This is a genomic window from Cellulomonas sp. P4_B5_2, from assembly GCF_056402235.1.
Genome location: NZ_JBFUHU010000032.1, coordinates 1 through 16,817 on the forward strand (window position 1 = coordinate 1; position 16,817 = coordinate 16,817).

At 73.6% G+C, this 16,817-nt stretch carries 18 protein-coding genes and 1 other RNA gene; 15 read left to right on the forward strand and 4 right to left on the reverse strand.

Going from position 1 to position 16,817, the window contains the following annotated elements:
* The 7 genes from AC1DUQ_RS03825 to ffs form a co-directional block, all read left to right on the forward strand.
* Positions 1–492: SIS domain-containing protein (locus AC1DUQ_RS03825; protein ID WP_477073414.1), on the forward strand; the 492-nt coding region annotated here is incomplete at its 5' end.
* Between the two features lie 43 nt (positions 493–535).
* Positions 536–1,858, forward strand: coding sequence for an ABC transporter substrate-binding protein (locus AC1DUQ_RS03830; protein WP_477060902.1), 1,323 nt, complete (start codon positions 536–538; stop codon positions 1,856–1,858).
* A 2-nt stretch (positions 1,859–1,860) separates the two neighbouring features.
* Positions 1,861–2,829: a carbohydrate ABC transporter permease gene (locus tag AC1DUQ_RS03835; RefSeq protein WP_477060903.1), complete on the forward strand. Its 969-nt coding sequence runs from the start codon at positions 1,861–1,863 to the stop codon at positions 2,827–2,829.
* A complete protein-coding gene (locus AC1DUQ_RS03840; RefSeq protein WP_477060904.1) occupies positions 2,829–3,704 on the forward strand; it encodes a carbohydrate ABC transporter permease in 876 nt (291 codons plus the stop codon). The genes AC1DUQ_RS03835 and AC1DUQ_RS03840 overlap by 1 nt, the downstream gene beginning before the upstream one ends.
* The gene (locus AC1DUQ_RS03845; RefSeq protein WP_477073415.1) at positions 3,701–4,612 is read left to right on the forward strand and encodes a carbohydrate kinase family protein; all 912 of its coding nucleotides are present in this window, start codon (positions 3,701–3,703) and stop codon (positions 4,610–4,612) included. The genes AC1DUQ_RS03840 and AC1DUQ_RS03845 overlap by 4 nt, the downstream gene beginning before the upstream one ends.
* Positions 4,609–5,538, forward strand: a complete 930-nt coding sequence (locus tag AC1DUQ_RS03850; protein ID WP_477060906.1) for a 1-phosphofructokinase family hexose kinase — start codon at positions 4,609–4,611, stop codon at positions 5,536–5,538. Before AC1DUQ_RS03845 ends, AC1DUQ_RS03850 begins: the two co-directional genes overlap by 4 nt.
* 8 nt (positions 5,539–5,546) lie before the next feature.
* An RNA gene (gene ffs, locus AC1DUQ_RS03855) (signal recognition particle sRNA small type) lies at positions 5,547–5,643 on the forward strand.
* Here the strand turns inward: ffs and AC1DUQ_RS03860 are convergent.
* Positions 5,642–6,067: an Lrp/AsnC family transcriptional regulator gene (locus AC1DUQ_RS03860; protein WP_477060907.1), complete on the reverse strand. Its 426-nt coding sequence runs from the start codon at positions 6,065–6,067 to the stop codon at positions 5,642–5,644. The two genes, ffs and AC1DUQ_RS03860, sit on opposite strands and share 2 nt — an antisense overlap.
* Positions 6,068–6,146: 79 nt before the next feature.
* Between AC1DUQ_RS03860 and AC1DUQ_RS03865 the strand changes: the two genes are divergently transcribed.
* From AC1DUQ_RS03865 to AC1DUQ_RS03895, 7 genes are all read left to right on the forward strand, one after another.
* Positions 6,147–6,761, forward strand: coding sequence for a LysE family transporter (locus AC1DUQ_RS03865; protein ID WP_477060908.1), 615 nt, complete (start codon positions 6,147–6,149; stop codon positions 6,759–6,761).
* Between the two features lie 172 nt (positions 6,762–6,933).
* On the forward strand, positions 6,934–7,626 hold the full coding sequence (locus AC1DUQ_RS03870; protein ID WP_477060909.1) for an ABC transporter ATP-binding protein: 693 nt from the start codon (positions 6,934–6,936) through the stop codon (positions 7,624–7,626).
* Positions 7,623–8,981, forward strand: coding sequence for an FtsX-like permease family protein (locus tag AC1DUQ_RS03875; protein WP_477060910.1), 1,359 nt, complete (start codon positions 7,623–7,625; stop codon positions 8,979–8,981). Before AC1DUQ_RS03870 ends, AC1DUQ_RS03875 begins: the two co-directional genes overlap by 4 nt.
* 34 nt (positions 8,982–9,015) lie before the next feature.
* Entirely contained in the window at positions 9,016–11,271 is a 2,256-nt protein-coding gene (locus tag AC1DUQ_RS03880; RefSeq protein WP_477060911.1) for a DNA polymerase III subunit gamma and tau, read from the forward strand.
* Positions 11,268–11,696, forward strand: a complete 429-nt coding sequence (locus AC1DUQ_RS03885; protein ID WP_477060912.1) for a VOC family protein — start codon at positions 11,268–11,270, stop codon at positions 11,694–11,696. The genes AC1DUQ_RS03880 and AC1DUQ_RS03885 overlap by 4 nt, the downstream gene beginning before the upstream one ends.
* Before the next feature lie 10 nt (positions 11,697–11,706).
* Complete coding sequence (gene recR, locus AC1DUQ_RS03890) at positions 11,707–12,306, forward strand: recombination mediator RecR (RefSeq protein ID WP_056087653.1); 600 nt, start codon at positions 11,707–11,709, stop codon at positions 12,304–12,306.
* Between the two features lie 12 nt (positions 12,307–12,318).
* Positions 12,319–12,885 (forward strand): DUF5063 domain-containing protein, encoded by a 567-nt coding sequence (locus tag AC1DUQ_RS03895; RefSeq protein ID WP_477060913.1) that lies wholly within the window; start codon positions 12,319–12,321, stop codon positions 12,883–12,885.
* A gap of 76 nt (positions 12,886–12,961) precedes the next feature.
* On the opposite strand, the gene AC1DUQ_RS03900 is transcribed toward AC1DUQ_RS03895, so the two are convergent.
* From AC1DUQ_RS03900 to AC1DUQ_RS03910, 3 genes are read right to left on the reverse strand one after another with little or no spacing between them, the layout of a single operon-like run.
* Positions 12,962–14,026 (reverse strand): hypothetical protein, encoded by a 1,065-nt coding sequence (locus tag AC1DUQ_RS03900; RefSeq protein WP_477073416.1) that lies wholly within the window; start codon positions 14,024–14,026, stop codon positions 12,962–12,964.
* Between the two features lie 55 nt (positions 14,027–14,081).
* Entirely contained in the window at positions 14,082–15,215 is a 1,134-nt protein-coding gene (locus AC1DUQ_RS03905; RefSeq protein ID WP_477060915.1) for an ABC transporter permease, read from the reverse strand.
* Positions 15,212–16,195: an ABC transporter ATP-binding protein gene (locus tag AC1DUQ_RS03910; RefSeq protein WP_477060916.1), complete on the reverse strand. Its 984-nt coding sequence runs from the start codon at positions 16,193–16,195 to the stop codon at positions 15,212–15,214. Before AC1DUQ_RS03910 ends, AC1DUQ_RS03905 begins: the two co-directional genes overlap by 4 nt.
* A 172-nt stretch (positions 16,196–16,367) precedes the next feature.
* Here AC1DUQ_RS03910 and AC1DUQ_RS03915 point away from each other — a divergent pair.
* Positions 16,368–16,817 (forward strand): amino acid kinase family protein (locus tag AC1DUQ_RS03915; RefSeq protein ID WP_477073417.1); only part of this gene is annotated, 450 nt, incomplete at its 3' end.

A 16,817-nucleotide genomic window follows, 5' to 3' on the forward strand; every position in this document is an offset into this window, starting at 1 on the left:
GACGAGGAGTCGGTGGTGCAGACGCGCTTCCCGACGACGTTCCTGGCGATCGCCCGCACGGCGTTCGGCGACGCCACGGGCGGCCTGGTGGACGCCGTGCAGCGCGCCCTCGACGCTCCTCTGCCGGTGCCGGTCGACGGCATCGACCACGTCGTCTACCTCGGCACCGGCTGGACCTGCGGGCTCGCGCAGGAGGCCGCCCTCAAGGTCCGCGAGGCCGCACAGGCGTGGTCCGAGTCGTACCCCGTCCTCGACTACCGGCACGGACCCATCGCGGTCGCCCACCCAGGCTCGCTGGTCACCATCTTCGGCACGGCGGACCCCGCCATCGTCGCCGACATCGAGGCCACGGGCGCCCGCGTCCTGGCCACCGACGAGGACCCGCTGGTCCAGCTCGTGCAGGCCCAGCGGTTCGCCGTCGCGCTGGCCGAGAGCCGCGGCCTCAACCCGGACACGCCACGCCACCTGACCCGCTCCGTCGTCCTGTCCTGACCCGACCAAGACCCGCGCGCCACCGACTCGAGGAGACACGACGTTGACCCCCCAACGCTCGCACCGGAACCGCCTCGCCGCCCTGACGGCCGCCACCGCCGTCGTCGCGTCCCTGTCCGTGACCGCCTGCTCCGGCACCGCGCAGGGAGCCACCGAGCTCGACCCCGACGCCAAGACGACCATCACGTGGTGGACCGGCCAGGCCGACCAGGCCGAGACGATCCTCGAGGGGCTGGCCGCGGACTTCGAGGACCTGCACCCGAACGTCACCGTCGACATCTCCTCGGGCGCCCCGTCCACCGACGAGCTGCTGCAGAAGCTGTCGGCGGGCTTCGCCGGCAACACCTACCCCGACATCTCCTACGCGTACGGCTCGTGGGCCAGCGAGCTGCAGGCCTCCAAGCGCACGCTCGACATCACCGAGCAGGTCGCGGACCCGAGCGTGACGTGGGACGAGTTCCCGGCGGCGGCGCGCCAGACGGCCCAGCCGGGAGGCGGCACGACCATCGGCTTCCCCGCCGTCGTCGACAACCTCACCCTCATCTACAACACGACCGTGTTCGACGCTGCTGGTGTGGACCACCCGACCGAGGACTGGACGTGGGAGGACTTCCGCGCCGCCGCGAAGCAGCTCACCGACCCGAGCACCAACACGTACGGCTACGGCTACTCGGTGTCGGGCTCGGAGGAGACCACGTGGCAGTTCTGGCCGCACCTGTGGCAGAACGGCGGCGAGATCCTGTCCGACGACCAGAAGACGGCGACGTTCGACTCGGACGCGGGTGTGACGGGGCTGACGCTGCTGCGCGACATGGCGGTCGACGACAAGAGCATCTACCTCGACCAGACCGACACCAAGGCCGCCCAGCTGTTCGCCAGCGACCGGATCGGCATGATCACGTCAGGCCCCTGGACCCTGTACGACCTGCAGACGGCGAAGACCTCCTACGGCGTCGTGCCCCTGCCCGGTGTGGACGGCAACCACGAGAGCGTGTCCGGTCCGGACCTGTGGGTGCTGTTCGACCACAAGGACGCCAACCGCGCGCACTGGTCGTACGAGCTGACGAAGTGGCTCACGGCGGCCGAGCAGGACATCAGGTGGAACGTGGCCTACGGCAACCTGCCGCTGCGCTCGTCGGAGGCCGAGTCGCCGGAGTTCCTGGCCCAGGTCGACGCTCTTCCGGGTCTCGACGTCATGGCGGCCAACATGGTCAACTCCAAGCACGCCCGGCCGACCGTCAAGGGCTACGTCACTCTCTCCGAGGCCATCGGATCGGCGATCTCGCAGGTCATGCAGGGTCAGGGCGATCCGGCCGACGCGCTGAAGGAGGCCGCGGCCACGGCGACGCAGGGTCTCGGAGGGTGACGATGGCGAGCGCGACGGCCCCCGCCCGACGCCGTGGTGCGTTCCTCCCGCAGGCGCACGCCCCGCACGCCGCGGTGACCCGACCGGGGAGCCGCAGGGCGCGTCGGCGGGCCGGGCTGCAGGGCTGGGGGTTCGTCGCCCCGGCGATGCTCATCGTGCTCGGCCTGTCGATCTTCCCCGCGGCCTGGGCGTTCTGGCTGTCGCTGCAGAGCTGGGACGGCTTCTCGACGCCGACGTGGGTCGGGGTCGGCAACTACCAGCAGATGGTGACGGACGCCGCCCTGCGTGACGCGGTCGGGCACACCGTCCTCTACACGGCCCTGTTCGTGCCCGCCTCGGTGCTGCTGGGCATCGCGCTCGCCCTCCTGCTCAACCGGTCGCTGGTCCTCATCGGCTTCTACCGGACGGCGATCTTCCTGCCGTTCGTCGCGTCCGCCGCGGCGACCGGCATCCTCACCACCTACCTGTTCAACCCCCAGTTCGGGCTGGCCAACACGGTCCTGCGCGCGCTGCACCTGCCGCAGCAGGGGTGGCTGGAGGACCCCTCGCAGGCGATGGTCGTCATCACCCTGATGTCGCTGTGGGGGCAGGCCGCGTTCACCACCGTGATCTACCTCGCAGCGCTCCAGGACATCCCGGCCGAGCTGCTCGAGGCCGCCCGGATCGACGGCGCCAACCGGTGGCAGTCGTTCTGGCACGTGACGTTCCCGCAGCTGGCACCGGTCACGGTCTTCGTCACGGTGTGGCAGGTGATCGGGGCGATCCAGCTGTTCGACCTCGTGTACACCACGACGCGCGGGGGACCGCTCGACGCGACGCAGACGATCGTCTACTACCTGTGGCAGACGGCGTTCAAGAGCCTCGAGTTCGGCTACGCCTCGGCGGTGGCCTACGGCCTGTTCGCGGTGACGCTCGTGATCACCGGCGGGGTCGTCCTGTACTCCAGGCGCGCGAAGGTGGAGGCGTTCTGATGGCCGTGCAGATGCTGTCGCGCACGCCGGTCACCTCCGACGCCGCACCCCCGCGCCGGCACGGCCGCCGGCACTGGTGGTGGCACGTCCTGCTTGCCCCGGTGGCCCTGCTGTTCGCGCTGCCGTTCGTGCAGATGTTCCTCACGGCCCTGACGCCGGCGTCCGAGATCAACAAGTTCCCGCCCCGGCTGATCCCGTCGACCCTCACGCTCGACGGCTTCGCCAAGCTGTTCGCGGAGTCCGACATCCTGCGCTGGCTGCTCAACACGGTGATCGTCTCGACGGTCGGGGTCCTGTCCCACCTCGTGCTCTGCTCGCTGGCCGGCTACGGGTTCGCACGCCTGAGGTTCCCCGGCCGGACGTTCGGGTTCCTCGCGATCGTCGCCACGATCATGATCCCGACCCAGCTCCTCATGGTCCCGACGTACGTGATGTTCGCCAGGGTCGGCCTCATCGACACCCTGGGCGCCGCGATCGTGCCCTGGCTGGCCTCCGCGTTCGGGATCTTCCTCATGCGGCAGTTCTTCCTGTCGCTGCCCGCCGAGCTCGAGGAGGCCGCGGTGCTCGACGGCTGCTCGCGCCTCGCGGTGTTCTGGCGGATCGTCCTCCCGCTGGCCAAGCCGGCGATGGCGACCCTCGCGATCTTCACGCTGCTGGGCTCCTGGAACGACCTGGTCTGGCCGCTCATCGCGATCAACGACCCGAGCACCTTCACCCTCCAGCTGGGCATCACCAACTTCCAGGGGGACCGCCGCACCGACTGGTCGCTGCTCATGGCCGGCAACGTCGTCGCGACCCTCCCGCTCATCGCCTTCTTCGTGCTCGCCCAGAAGCAGTTCATCGCGACCATGACGTTCTCCGGGCTCAAAGGATGAGGCCCGTGCTGGTCGCCGGCGACGCCAACGTGGACCTCGTGCTGCGCGGCGATGTCGTGCCCCGGTTCGGGCAGGCCGAGCAGCTGCTCGACTCCGGTGAGCTGGTGCTGGGCGGCAGCGCGTCGATCGTGGCGTGCGGGCTCGCGCGGCTCGGCGTCCCGACGCAGCTGGTCGCGCGGGTGGGCGACGACGCGTTCGGCCGGTTCCAGCTCGACGCGCTCGCGGCCGCGGGGGTCTCCACGACGCACGTCGCCGTGGACCCGGACGTGCCGACCGGGTTGTCCGTGATCCTGTCCGCACCCGACGACCGCGCGATCCTCACCGTGCCGGGCACCATCCCCTCGTTGCGCGCCTCTGAGGTGCGGGCCGCGCTCTCGGCCACCGGTGCGGCGCACCTGCACGTGGCCTCGTACTTCCTGCAGCCGTCGCTCGCGGCCGAGCTGCCCGGCCTCCTCGAGGAGGTCCGCGCCGCAGGCGTCACCGTCAGCCTCGACACCAACTGGGACCCGGCGGGCCGGTGGGCGGGAGTCCTCGAGCTCCTGCACCTGGTCGACGTCTTCCTTCCGAACCTGTCCGAGCTCCGCGCCCTCGGGTCCGGTGCCGACGTCGACATCGCCCGGGACCTGGCCTCGCGCGGTCCGCGGGTCGTGGTCAAGGCGGGGGCCGACGGGGGTTGGTCGGTCGACGCTGCCGGGGCCGTCGCTCGTGCTCCCGGCCTGCCGGTCGAGGTCGTCGACACCACCGGTGCGGGCGACAGCTTCGACGCCGGCTACCTCGCCGCCCTCGCGCACGGGGTCGCCGACGAGGCAGAACGGCTGCGCTGGGCCGCGGCGGCGGGCTCGCTGTCCACGCTCGGCAGCGGGGGCACCGGCCGCCAGGCCACGCTCGCCGACCTCGGAGCCGCGTGATCACGGCCGCCGCGGTGAGCCCGTCGCTGGACGTCACGTACGTCGTCGAGGAGCTGACCGGCATCCAGCGCCCGCTCGAGGTGCACCGGGTGGCGGGCGGCAAGGCGCTCAACGCGGCCCGGGCGGCCGCGGCGCTGGGCTCCTCGGTGGCGGCCGTGGCCGTGCTGGGCGGTGGCGCGGGGACGACGGTCGCGGACCTGGCGCGCGCCGACGGGGTCGAGCTGCGGGTGGTCGACGGCGGCGGGCTCACCCGCACCTGCGTGAGCGTGCTCGCCCGGTCGGACGACGGGTTGACCGAGATCTACGAGCACGCGGTGCCGGTGCTGCCCGACGCCTACGCCGAGCTCGTCGACGTCCTCGACGACCTGCTCGCCGGGCGTCCCGGGTGGTGCCTGGTCAGCGGGAGCGTGCCGGCGTCGCTCGGGGCCGACGCCCTGGTCCGGCTGGCGGCGGTCGTCGCCCGCGCCGGCGTCCGCCTGGCCGTCGACAGCCACGGTCCCGCGCTGCGGGGGCTGCTGGAGGAGGCGTCGCCGGACCTCCTCAAGGTCAACCGCGCGGAGGCGTGCGAGCTCCTCGGTCTCGCCGTCACCACCCCCTTGGCGGCGATCGTGGACGCCCTGCACGCGCGCACCGGCGCCCTCGTCGTGGTGACCGACGGCGTGGCCGGGCTGCGGGCCACCGACGGCGTGCGCACGCTGCACGCGTCGTTGCCCGGCGTGGTCGGGACGTACCCGGTCGGCAGCGGCGACTCGCTGCTCGGTGCGCTGGTCCGGGCGCTCGACGAGGGGCTGGACCTGCCGGACGCGCTGCGGCTCGCGACGGCCGCCGGTGCTGCGAACGCCCTCGTGCCCGGGGCCGCCCGGTTCGACCTGTCGACGCTCGCGGGGCTCACCGACCGTGTCATCCTCACCGGCGGGACGGGTTAGGATTTCCGGCAGACCCCTCGTGCGGCGTCATCTCGCTGAACTCCCCCAGGGCCGGAAGGCAGCAAGGGCAGGTGAGCTCTGGCGGGTGTGCGGGGGGTCCTTTCTATGCCCGCAGCGCCAGGCGGGTGAACGTCTGACCCGCCCCGGCCTCGCGCTTGAGCCGGCGGACGAACAGGTCCAGCGCCGCCGGGTCCGCCACCACGGCGTGCAGCAGGTAGTCGTACGAGCCGGTGACGTGGACGGCGTCGAGCACCTGCGGGAAGCCCCGGCCCAGCGCGGCGGTGAAGGACTCGTTGCTGGTCCCGTCGGCGAGGCGCACCTCGACGAACACCTCGAGACCGGCGCCCGGGCGGGCGGGCGACTCGGCGGTCACGACCGTGAACCCGCGGATGGTCCCGGTCTCGACGAGCCTGCGGACACGGTTCGCCGCCGCGTTGGCACTGAGGCCCACCCGCTGCCCGAGCTCGCGGTACGGCAACCGCGCATCCGCGGTCAGCTCGCGGAGGATTGCGTCGTCGACAGAGTCCATCCGAGGATCATCGCAGTCGCGCGTGAGTTTCCGCAGAGTGCGCGTGACCGCTGACCCGTGCAGTGCGCAGGCTGAGCGCGTGTCGTCACCCCTCCTCCTCGGCGTGCTGGCCGGCCTGGCCGTGGCGATGCCCGTCGGACCGGTCGGCGTCCTCCTGCTGCGCACCGGCCTGGTCGACGGGGTCCGGGTGGCCGTCGGCGCGGCCTGCGGGATCGCGACCGTCGATCTCGCGTACGCGGTGGTGGCGGTCGCGGTGGGGGCGCCCGTCAGCCGCGTGCTGGACGAGCACGCGGCGCTCGTCCGGGGGATCGGTGCGGTGGTGCTCGTGGTCGTGGGGGCGGTGGGGCTCGTCGCCTCCGTCCGCGCCGCCCGCCGGCCGCTGGCGGAGACCGGTCCGTCCGCCGGGCCGTCGCCCCTGGTGGCGTACGTGCGCTTCGTCGGGCTCACCGCGATCAACCCGCTGACGGCGCTGACGTTCACGACCGTGGCGGTCGGGCTCGCCCTCGGCGTCGCCGGGACCACGTCGGTCGTCGCGTTCGTCGTCGGTGCGGGCGTGGCGTCGCTCGTCTGGCAGCTGCTGCTGGCGGTCGGGAGCGGGGTGTTCGGGCAGCGGCTCCCGCAGCGGGCGCGCGTGGTCGTCTCGGTCGTCGGGGCGGGTGCGGTGGTCCTGGCCGGGATCGCCCTGCTCGTCTGAGCTCGGGTCAGGAGACGGCCCCCGCATGCCGGCGGGCCAGTGGGTGGTTGGTGCCCCGGTCACCCGTCCGGCCAGGGGACGACGGGCGTCCGTCCCTGGGTGCAGGACGCGGCCCCACGGGAGGGCCCGCAGGTCGATGTCGTGCACGTACTCGGCCCGGCAGCCTGGCGGCATGAACACCGCCACCCCTCGCCTGTCCGCCCGCGGCCTGGTCAAGCGCTTCGGCTCCACCACGGCGCTCGCCGGCGTCGACGTCGACCTGCACGACGGCGAGTCGCTCGCCGTCATGGGCCCGTCAGGCTCGGGCAAGTCGACGCTCCTGCACTGCCTGGCCGGGATCCTGCCGCCCGACTCCGGCACGGTCGCGCTCGACGGGCTGCCGGTCGGAGGGCTGTCCGACCGCGACCGGTCGCTGCTGCGCCGCCGGCGGTACGGCTTCGTGTTCCAGTTCGGCCAGCTGCTCTCCGAGCTGCCGGCGATCGAGAACGTCGCGCTGCCCGCCATGCTGCTGGGGACCTCGCGGCGCGACGCCACCGAGCTGGCCGGCCGATGGCTCGGGTCGCTCGGCCTCGCCGGGATGGAGGGGCGTCGCCCCGGGGAGCTGTCCGGCGGGCAGGCGCAACGGGTGGCCGTGGCGCGGGCGCTGATCACCGGCCCCGCGGTCGTCTTCGCCGACGAGCCGACGGGTGCGCTCGACCAGGCGACCGGCCACGACGTCATGCGGATCCTCACCGAGACGACGAAGGCCGCGGGCGCGTCGCTGGTCGTCGTCACCCACGACAGCCAGGTGGCCGACTGGTGCGACCGGCGCATCGAGGTGCGCGACGGGCTCGTCGTCGGCGCGACCGCCGAGGTGCCGCGGTGAACGCCGTCCTCGCGCTCGCACCTCGGTTCCAGCGGGCGGGCGGTCGGGACGCCCAGGTCACGACGGGGCTCGCGATCACCGCGTTCGCCGTGACCACCGGACTCACCCTGAGCGTCGTCGGCGGCCTGCTGGGGTTCGCGTCCCGTGCGGAGCTGCCGGTCCCGCAGGGGCAGGGCGACGACCGCAGCGTCTACGTGATCCTCGCGTGGATCGCCGTCGTCCTCCTCGTGGTCCCCCTGATCACGCTGGCCGGCGCCGCCGCCCGCCTGGGGGTGGCTCGTCGGGACGCCCGCCTGGCCACTCTGCGCCTCCTCGGCGCGACACCCCGCGAGGTGGTCGGGCTCACCGTCGCGGAGACCGCGTGGCAGGGGTTCGTCGGCGCGGTCCTCGGCATCCTGCTCTACACCGCGCTGCTCCCCGTGTGCGCGCTGCTGCCGTTCCAGGGCACCACGTTCAGCGTCGCCGAGCTGTGGGTCGGGTGGGAGGGCTTCGCGATCGCGCTGGTGGCGGTGCCGGTCCTTGCCGCGCTGTCGGGGGCCTTCTCGCTGCGCCGCGTGAGCGTGTCGCCGTTGGGCGTCGCCCGGCGGGAGACGCCCAAGAAGATGACCTGGCTGCGTGCCGTCGTCGCCGTCGTCGGGATCGGCGCGTTCATGGTCGTCAGCTCTGTCGCCGGTGCCTTCGGTGCAGCGGCCGCGGCCGCGCTCATCGGGGCGTTGGCCGTCGGCTTCGCCACCCTGAACGCCGTCGGTCCGTGGGTGCTCGGCCTCGTCGGCAAGGTGCAGCTGCGTCGCGCGTCCACGCCCGCGCGGCTGCTCGCCGCCCGTCGGCTGCTCGACGACCCGAAGGGCGCGTGGCGCGTGGTCGGCGGCCTCGGGCTCGCCGGGTTCGTGGCCGGGGCGCTCGCCGTCCTGCCGTCCCTCACCGCGATCGACACCTCGCAGGACCCGCAGGGCGCGATCCTCATGGATGACCTGGTGACCGGCGGGATGGTCACGCTCGTCGTCGCCTTCCTGCTCGCCGCCGTGTCCGCGGGGATCGCGCAGGCCGCGTCGGTGCTCGACCGGCGCCGGGAGATCGCGCTGCAGAACCTCGCCGGCACCCCCGTCGAGCTGCACGACTCCGTCCGTCGGCGCACCGTGCTGGTGCCGCTGCTGTTCGTCGCCGTGGGGTCGGCGCTGACCGCGCTCGTCATGTTCTACCCGCTGCTCGGGCTGGCCGCCGTGGCGTCCCCGCAAGGACCCCTGATGCTCGTCGGGTTCCTGGTCGGCGGGTGCGCGCTGGTCTACGCGGCGACGGAGACGTCCCGCCCGCTGCTGCGGTCCGTGCTGGCCGACACGGTGGTGCGGGCCGACTGAACGTGTGTGGGTAAGGGCGTCTAGGGTTCGTGGCGTGACGACAGCCCTGTACCGGCGGTACCGGCCCGAGAACTTCGCCGAGGTGATCGGTCAGGACCATGTCACCGCGCCCCTGCGGCAGGCGCTGCGCAGCGGTCAGGTCAACCACGCGTACCTGTTCTCCGGCCCGCGCGGCTGCGGCAAGACGACCTCCGCGCGCATCCTCGCTCGCATCCTGAACTGCGCGGAGAACACCGAGGAGAACCCGACCGACACCCCCTGCGGCGTGTGCCCGTCGTGCGTCGAGCTGGCGCGCGGCGGACCGGGCAGCCTCGACGTGGTGGAGATCGATGCGGCCAGCCACGGCGGTGTCGACGATGCCCGCGAGCTGCGGGAGCGCGCCACGTTCGCGCCCGCGCGGGACCGCTACAAGGTGTTCATCCTCGACGAGGCCCACATGGTCTCGAACCAGGGCTTCAACGCGCTGCTCAAGATCGTCGAGGAGCCGCCGCCGCACATCAAGTTCATCTTCGCGACGACCGAGCCGGACAAGGTCATCGGCACCATCCGCTCGCGCACCCACCACTACCCGTTCCGCCTGGTGCCGCCGGACGTGCTGGTGCCCTACCTGCAGCAGCTCTGCGACAGCGAGGGCGTGCCGGTGGCCTCCGGCGTGCTGCCGCTGGTCGTGCGCGCGGGCGGTGGCTCGGTGCGCGACACGCTCTCCGTCCTGGACCAGCTGATCGCCGGCTCCGGCGGCGGTGAGGTCGGGTACGAGGGCGCGGCCGCGCTGCTCGGGTACACGCAGGCGTCGCTGCTGGACGACCTGGTCGAGGCGATCGCCGCCCGCGACGGGGCCTCGGCGTTCCGCGTGGTCGACCGCGTGATCTCCACCGGCCACGAGCCGCGGCGGTTCGTCGAGGACCTGCTCGAACGGCTGCGCGACCTCATCGTCATCGCGGCCTCCGGCGACGCCGCGGACGCCGCCCTGCGCGACGTCCCGACCGACCAGCTCGACCGCATGCGCCTGCAGGCCCGCCACCTGGGCGCCTCGGAGCTGTCCCGGTCCGCCGACCTGTGCAACGCGGCGCTCACCGAGATGACCGGCGCGACGTCCCCCCGCCTGCACCTCGAGCTGCTCATGGCGCGGCTGCTGCTGCCCGCGGCGGAGGACACCCGCTCGGGCCTCGGTGCCCGGCTCGACCGGCTGGAGCGCGGCCTGCCCGCCGACGGCGCCGCGGGGGTGCGCGTGCCGGTCGCCGGACCGCAGGCTCCCGCGCTGCCGGTCCCCGCCGCCCCACCCATCGCCGTCGCTCCGCCGGTTCCTGCTGTCGCACCCGTGGCCGTCGCGCCGCAGGCGGCTGCTGTCGCGCCCACGAGTGCGGGGACGAGCCCGCGTCCCGAGCCGGTGCCGACACAGCTTCCGCCACCCGTTGCCGCACCGACCGAGTCGCCTCGACCGACGGTTGCCCCGGAGCCGACGGAGGTGCCGGCCGAGTCGCCGACCAGCGACGCCGACGACGGCCCGCCGTGGGATCCCGCGCCGCCCACGGCTGTCGTCGAGCCCGTCGAGCCCGAGCAGGTCGCGACCCCCGAGCCGGCCCCAGCCCCTCCGACGGCACCGGAACCCGCACCTGCACCGGCCCCCGCCCGCGCCTCCTCCGGCGGACCGGACACCGAGGTCCTCCGCCGCCGCTGGCCGGAGGTCCTGGAGACGGTCAAGGGCCTGCGCCGCGTCACGTGGGCGCTCATCGACCCGCGGAACGCCCAGGTCGCCGAGCTCGACGCGACCACGCTGCGGGTGGCCTTCGACAACCCGGCCCTCGCCACCACGTTCCGCAACGGCGCGCACGCGGATGTCGTCGCCCGGGCCGTGCGGGAGACGCTCGGGTTCGACGTGCGGGTCGAGGGCATCCTCGCGGAGCAGGTGAGCGCCGCTCCGGCGGCACCGGCCACGACGCGACCCGCACCCGACGACCGCGCCAACCCGCGCGCGGTGACCCCGGCCGAGGCGGCGGCATCGTGGGACGACGAGCCCCCGATGCCCGAGCCCCCGGACGACGAGCCCGGCGAACCGGCCACCCCGGGCGCCCCGCCGCAGGACATCGCCCTGCCACCTGCCGGCACCGCTCGCGAGCGCGGTATGGCCGCGGCACGCGAGTCGGCGTCGCGGATGGTGCCCGGCGTGCCGGACGACCCCTCGCCGGACGACCCGGACATCACCTCGTCCAGCCTGATGGGCGCGCCGCTGGTCGCGCAGATGCTCGGCGGCACGGTCATCGACGAGCAGCTGGACGACGGCTCGTCGTGACCGACGCGTCGCCCGGTGCGTTGCACCACCTGGAGATCTGGGTGGGTGACCTGAGCGCGGCGGAGTGGAGCTGGGGCTGGCTGCTGTCGCGGCTGGGCTACGAGGTGCGCGACCGGTGGCCCGACGGCGTCAGCTGGGGACGGGACACGGGGCCCTACGTGGTGCTCGAGTCCGGTCCGGACGTGGCGTCGGCCCCGCACGACCGGCTCCGACCCGGCCTGAACCACCTGGCCCTCTGGGGCGGCTCGCGCGCGGACGTGGACGCGCTCGTCCAGGCCGCCCCCGCGCACGGCTGGTCGCTGCTGTTCGCGGACCGGCACCCCTTCGCGGGCGGTCCGCAGCACTACGCGGCCTACCTCGAGGACGCCCAGGGGTTCGAGGTGGAGCTGGTGGCGTCCGACGGCGGGACCCCACCGACCCCGTAGGCTGGCAGGCGTGTACGAAGGCGCGGTCCAGGACCTGATCGACGAGCTCGGGCGACTGCCCGGGGTCGGTCCCAAGAGCGCCCAGCGCATCGCGTTCCACATCCTCTCGGCCGATCCGGCGGACGTCCGCCGGCTGTCGGACGCGCTCACCGAGGTGAAGCTGCGGGTCCGGTTCTGCGAGATCTGCGGGAACGTCGCGCAGGAGCCGCAGTGCCGCATCTGCCGCGACCCGCGCCGCTCGCCGGTGACCATCTGCGTCGTCGAGGAGCCCAAGGACGTCGTCGCCATCGAACGCACCCGCGAGTTCCGCGGCAAGTACCACGTGCTCGGCGGGGCCATCAACCCGATCGCGGGCGTCGGCCCCGACGACCTGCGCATCGCCGGTCTGATGACGCGGCTCGCGGACGGCACCGTCACCGAGGTCATCCTGGCCACGGACCCCAACGTCGAGGGCGAGGCCACGGCCACCTACCTGGCGAGACTGCTGGTCCCCATGGGCCTGACGGTCAGCCGGTTGGCGTCGGGCCTGCCGGTCGGCGGGGACCTGGAGTACGCGGACGAGGTCACCCTCGGCCGCGCGTTCGAGGGCCGACGACGGATCAGCGCGTAGGGGAGCGGGCACATGAGCACCACGGCAGACGCCGATCTTCGCGAGATCGCCCAGGCGGTCGCGGCTGAGACCCGCAGCTACCTGACCACCATCACCGAGGTCGCCTCGGGCGCCAACCCGGACGCGTCCCTGCCGCTGCTGCTGCTCGCGGTCAGCGACGTGCTCGCGGCGGGCGCGCGGCTGGGTGCCACGACGGACGTGGTCCCCTCGGAGCGCTTCGAGCCTGACCTCGGCCCCGACCCGGACGTCGAGCCCCTGCGGGCCAACCTGGCCAACGTGTTCGAGGGCATCGACGAGTACGCCGAGGTGGTCGACCCGCTGCTGGGCGTCGACGTCCAGCCGGCGAGCGTGTCCGGCGACCTCGTCGCGATCGCCGGGGCGCTGGCCCAGGGCCTGCGGCACTACGAGACCGGCGGCGTGCTCGAAGCCCTCTGGTGGTGGCAGTTCTCGTATCTGTCCGACTGGGGCGAGCGCGCGTCGAGCGTGCTGCGCACCCTGCAGACGATGCTGGCGCACCTGCGGCTGGACGTGGAGGACGACGTCGCGGCCGAGGCGGAGTACGACGCGCTACAGCCGTAACCGGTCCAGGCGACGTAGGGGCACGGTCGCCGAGGCGGAGTACGACGCCCTGCAGCCCTGACCCGGCCGGGCGGTCTCAGGCAGGCTGTCGACGCGCGGCGAGCACGACGCCGACGGCGCCCAGGATCGTCCAGAACGCCACACCCCAACCCCAGAACGGCCCCGTGGCGACGGACTGCTCGATGTGCTCGTCGGAGACGATGCTGGCGCACTCGTCCAGCTGCAGGGGTGATCCGGCCCGCAGCAGGCGCGCGCCCCGGCGGATCCCGTCGAGCGGGTCGATGGGCCACGCCACCGCGCTGCGCCTCATCGGTCCCGGGTCCGGGGTGCCCGCGGCGTCGGCCACCAGGACGACCGGGTTGACCACCTGCACCCACCAGGAGCGCTCGGTGTGCGCGATCCGCCGGACGGCCGGCTCGTACCCGCAGGTGGGGTTGTCGGTGTTGGCCGGCGACGACGGGAGCACGGTGTAGACCTGCACCGGACCGGTCGTCGTGACCAGGGGGTTTGCGATCGCGACGAGCACCGGCGTCACCAGCGTCACCGCCAGGACGGCACCGACCGTCATGCGCACCACCCGCGTCGGCGCGCGCCCGGCGGTGGCCAGACCCTCCGCGACGCCACAGACCCCCGCGGCGAGCAGCGCGACCACCAGCGTCACGCGGACGACCGCGCTCGGGGGTCCACCACCGGCGACCAGCGTCAGGACCAGGAACGGGACGCCGGCGGCGACGAGGCCGCAGGTGCAGATCCAGCTGGCGAGCCACGTCCCCAGCGCCCGGTCGGCCGGTGCGGCCGTCACGGCGGGTGCGGTCGCGGTGAGCGTGGCGCCGGCGACCACGGCGCCGGCGAGCATCGTGAACGTGACGACCGCGAAGAGCGTCGGTCCCGGCGTCACCTCGAGCTCGCCGAACCCGAGGACCTGGCCGACCGAACCCGGGCCGGCGGCGGTGCCGGAGTAGCTGGTGACGGAGGGCAGCAGCCAGGGCAGCAGAGCGACCGCGACGAGCAGGACGCCGGCCAGCACGCCGCACCAGACCAGCAGCGCGCGCACCCATCGGGTGGTCCGACGACGGTGCCGGAGCTGGGTGGCCGCGACGGCGCGCGACCCCGCCCAGGAGACCCGACYGTTGCTCGACATCGGCACACCGTAGGGGCGAGCCGGGGTCGCGCACCGTAGCTGTCACCCGGTCGGCTCAGGCGACGCGCGTCCCCCGAGCCAGCGTGCGGGTGGGCACGTGCAGCCGCCGGACCGCGACCACGAACCCGCCGGCGCCCAGCAGCACGGACACGGCCAGCCCCCACGGCCAGACGGGCGTGCGCGAGGCCGTCTCGGTCCTGTCGTCGACCGAGGTCTGGTCGGTCCAGCACTCATCGAGCGGGATCGTGGGGCCCGCACGCAGCTCACGGACCCCGTCCCGGATGGCACCGAGCGGGTCGTTGACGTTGCCGGAGAACCTCGTGTACTCGGTCGTACCCGCGCCGTCCGCCAGCACGACGAACGGGTTGAGGCCCAGCAGCCACCAGGTGCGCTCCGTGTGGGTGACGGATCGCTCCTCGAGCCGGATCTCGCACTCGGCGTCGACCTCACCGGTCCAGTCCTGCGGGACGGTCGACACCTCGACGGTCTGGGTGCGCGAGATCGACGGGTAGGTGAGCCCGAAGAGGATCGGCGTCAGCAGGGTCAGCGCGGCGACCGTGAGGAACGTGAGCACGGTGGAGCCGGCCGTGCGCGCGGTGAGGGCGGAGAACCCCAGGCCGATGCCGCACACCGCGGCCAGCAGGACCGCGACCAGGATGATGACGCGCGGCAGCGCGGTGCCGGGCGTGCCGCCGAGGGCGAGTGCGATCCCGAAGAACGGCAGGCTGGCCACCAGGAACGCGCAGGCGGCGGCCCAGGCGGCGAGGAGCTTGCCGGCGGCGATCTCGGCCGGGGTCAGCAGGGTGACCTGCAGGGTCGCCAGCGTGCCGGCGTTGCGGTCCCCGTTGATGCCGGTGGAGGCCAGGGTCGGCGTGACCAGCAGGCCGAGGCCGAGCACGAGGAACGTGACGGCACCGAACAGCAGCGGGCCGTTGGTCGGCCGGTCGACGGACGACTCGCCCGCCGTGATCGCCGAGATGGCCCCGGACGTGAGCAGCGTGATACCGCCGACCACGACGAACCAGACGATCAGCGCGACGATCCACCGGGTCGAGCGCACGCGCTGCCGCAGCTCGAGGACCGCGACCGTGCGGACGCCGTGCCAGGTGAGCCCCCAGGTGGCCGAACGGGGTGCGCGAGGTGGCGTCGTCGACGGCTCGTGCTCGAGCTCGACCTCGGACATGGTCATCGCCGGTCCTCCTCGAGGGTCAGATAGGCCTGTTCGAGCGCCCCGCCGGCCGGCACCACGGACACGAGCGCGACCCCGGCGGCGACCGCGTCGCGGATCAGCTGCGCGGCACCCTCCTCACCGTCGACCTCGAGCAGCACGCCGCCGGAGCCGGTGGGGGAGACCGGCGCCTCGTCGGGCCGCCACGCCGCGCCGGTGCTGGTCAGCCAGGACGTGAGCGCCTCGACCGACAGCGCGCGGACGTGCCAGGAGCGGCCGCCGCCCGGACCGGCGTCGGGGACCACCGTGCGGCCGCGTGAGAGGAAGACCGCGTCGTCGGCCATCTCGTCGAGCTCGGAGAGGACATGGCTGGAGACCAGCACCGTGCGGCCCTCGTCGGCGAGCCTGCGCAGGAGGATCCGCAGGTCCACGCGGGAGCGCGGGTCGAGGCCGCTGGCGGGCTCGTCGAGGAGCAGGACCGCGGGGTCGTGCACCAGGGCGCGGGCCAGGCCGAGGCGCTGCTTCTGGCCGCGGGACAGGACGCTCGCGGGACGGTCGGCGAACTCGGTGAGGTGGACGGTGGCCAACAGCTCGGTGACCCGCTCGGCGGCCCTGGCCGCAGACAGCCGGTACGCGGCCGCGAACGTCAGCAGCACCTCGCGGGCGGTCAGGGAGTCCCACGTGCCGAACGTGTCGGGCATCCACCCGGTCCGCGCGCGGGCGGCCGGGCCGTGGGCGATCGGGTCGTACCCCGCCACCGTCACGGAGCCGGCGTCCGGGACGAGCAGGCCCGCCAGCACCAGGAGCAGCGTCGTCTTGCCGGAGCCGTTGGGGCCGACGAGCGCGGTGACCGCCCCCGCCCGCGCGGTCAGGTCGACGCCGTCCAGCGCCTTGACCTGCCCGAACGCCCGGTGCAGACCGCGCACCTCGATGCCGGCTCCGGGCGGGGGCGTCGCGGGTGGCGGTGCGGTCATGGTGTCGTCATCGACGGTGCTCGACATGGCGCCAACCTAGGCCTCRGCCCGGCCCCGGGGGAGCGTTCGGAGGCGGCGTCTGTGCAGGTGCTGTGGAGGGCTGAGCGGCCGTGATCCGCCATCTGAAACTCAGTGCCCACCTGATGGGCACGGCCGTACACTCGCCCGGTCCTGTCCGAGCCCGCGAAAGAGCTCTCCCGTGGCCTTGATCGTGCAGAAGTACGGCGGTTCCTCCGTCGCCGACGCCGCCAGCATCAAGCGCGTCGCGAAGCGGGTGGCCGAGGCGAAGCGCGCCGGTCACGACGTCGTCGTGGTGGTGAGCGCCATGGGCGACACCACCGACGAGCTCATCGACCTCGCCCAGCAGGTCACCCCGCTGCCGCCGCAGCGCGAGATGGACATCCTCCTGACCGCCGGCGAGCGCATCTCCATGTCGCTGCTGGCCATGGCGATCCACAACCTCGGCGTCGAGGCCAAGTCGTTCACCGGCCAGCAGGCCGGGGTGATCACGGACGAGTCGTACGGCAAGGCGCGGATCATCGACGTCACGCCCAGCCGCATCCGGCAGACGCTCGCGCAGGGGTCGGTGGCCATCGTCGCCGGGTTCCAGGGCGTCAACCCGACCACGAACGACGTCACCACCCTCGGG

Bases quoted from the DNA above. Each gene is read 5' to 3' on its own strand.
- AC1DUQ_RS03835 (WP_477060903.1), top strand. From the start codon at position 1,861: ATGGCGAGCGCGACGGCCCCCGCCCGACGCCGTGGTGCGTTCCTCCCG.
- AC1DUQ_RS03840 (WP_477060904.1), top strand. From the start codon at position 2,829: ATGGCCGTGCAGATGCTGTCGCGCACGCCGGTCACCTCCGACGCCGCA.
- AC1DUQ_RS03845 (WP_477073415.1), top strand. From the start codon at position 3,701: ATGAGGCCCGTGCTGGTCGCCGGCGACGCCAACGTGGACCTCGTGCTG.
- AC1DUQ_RS03860 (WP_477060907.1), bottom strand. From the start codon at position 6,067: ATGGACTCTGTCGACGACGCAATCCTCCGCGAGCTGACCGCGGATGCG.
- AC1DUQ_RS03870 (WP_477060909.1), top strand. From the start codon at position 6,934: ATGAACACCGCCACCCCTCGCCTGTCCGCCCGCGGCCTGGTCAAGCGC.
- AC1DUQ_RS03895 (WP_477060913.1), top strand. From the start codon at position 12,319: ATGAGCACCACGGCAGACGCCGATCTTCGCGAGATCGCCCAGGCGGTC.
- AC1DUQ_RS03905 (WP_477060915.1), bottom strand. From the start codon at position 15,215: ATGACCATGTCCGAGGTCGAGCTCGAGCACGAGCCGTCGACGACGCCA.
- AC1DUQ_RS03910 (WP_477060916.1), bottom strand. From the start codon at position 16,195: ATGTCGAGCACCGTCGATGACGACACCATGACCGCACCGCCACCCGCG.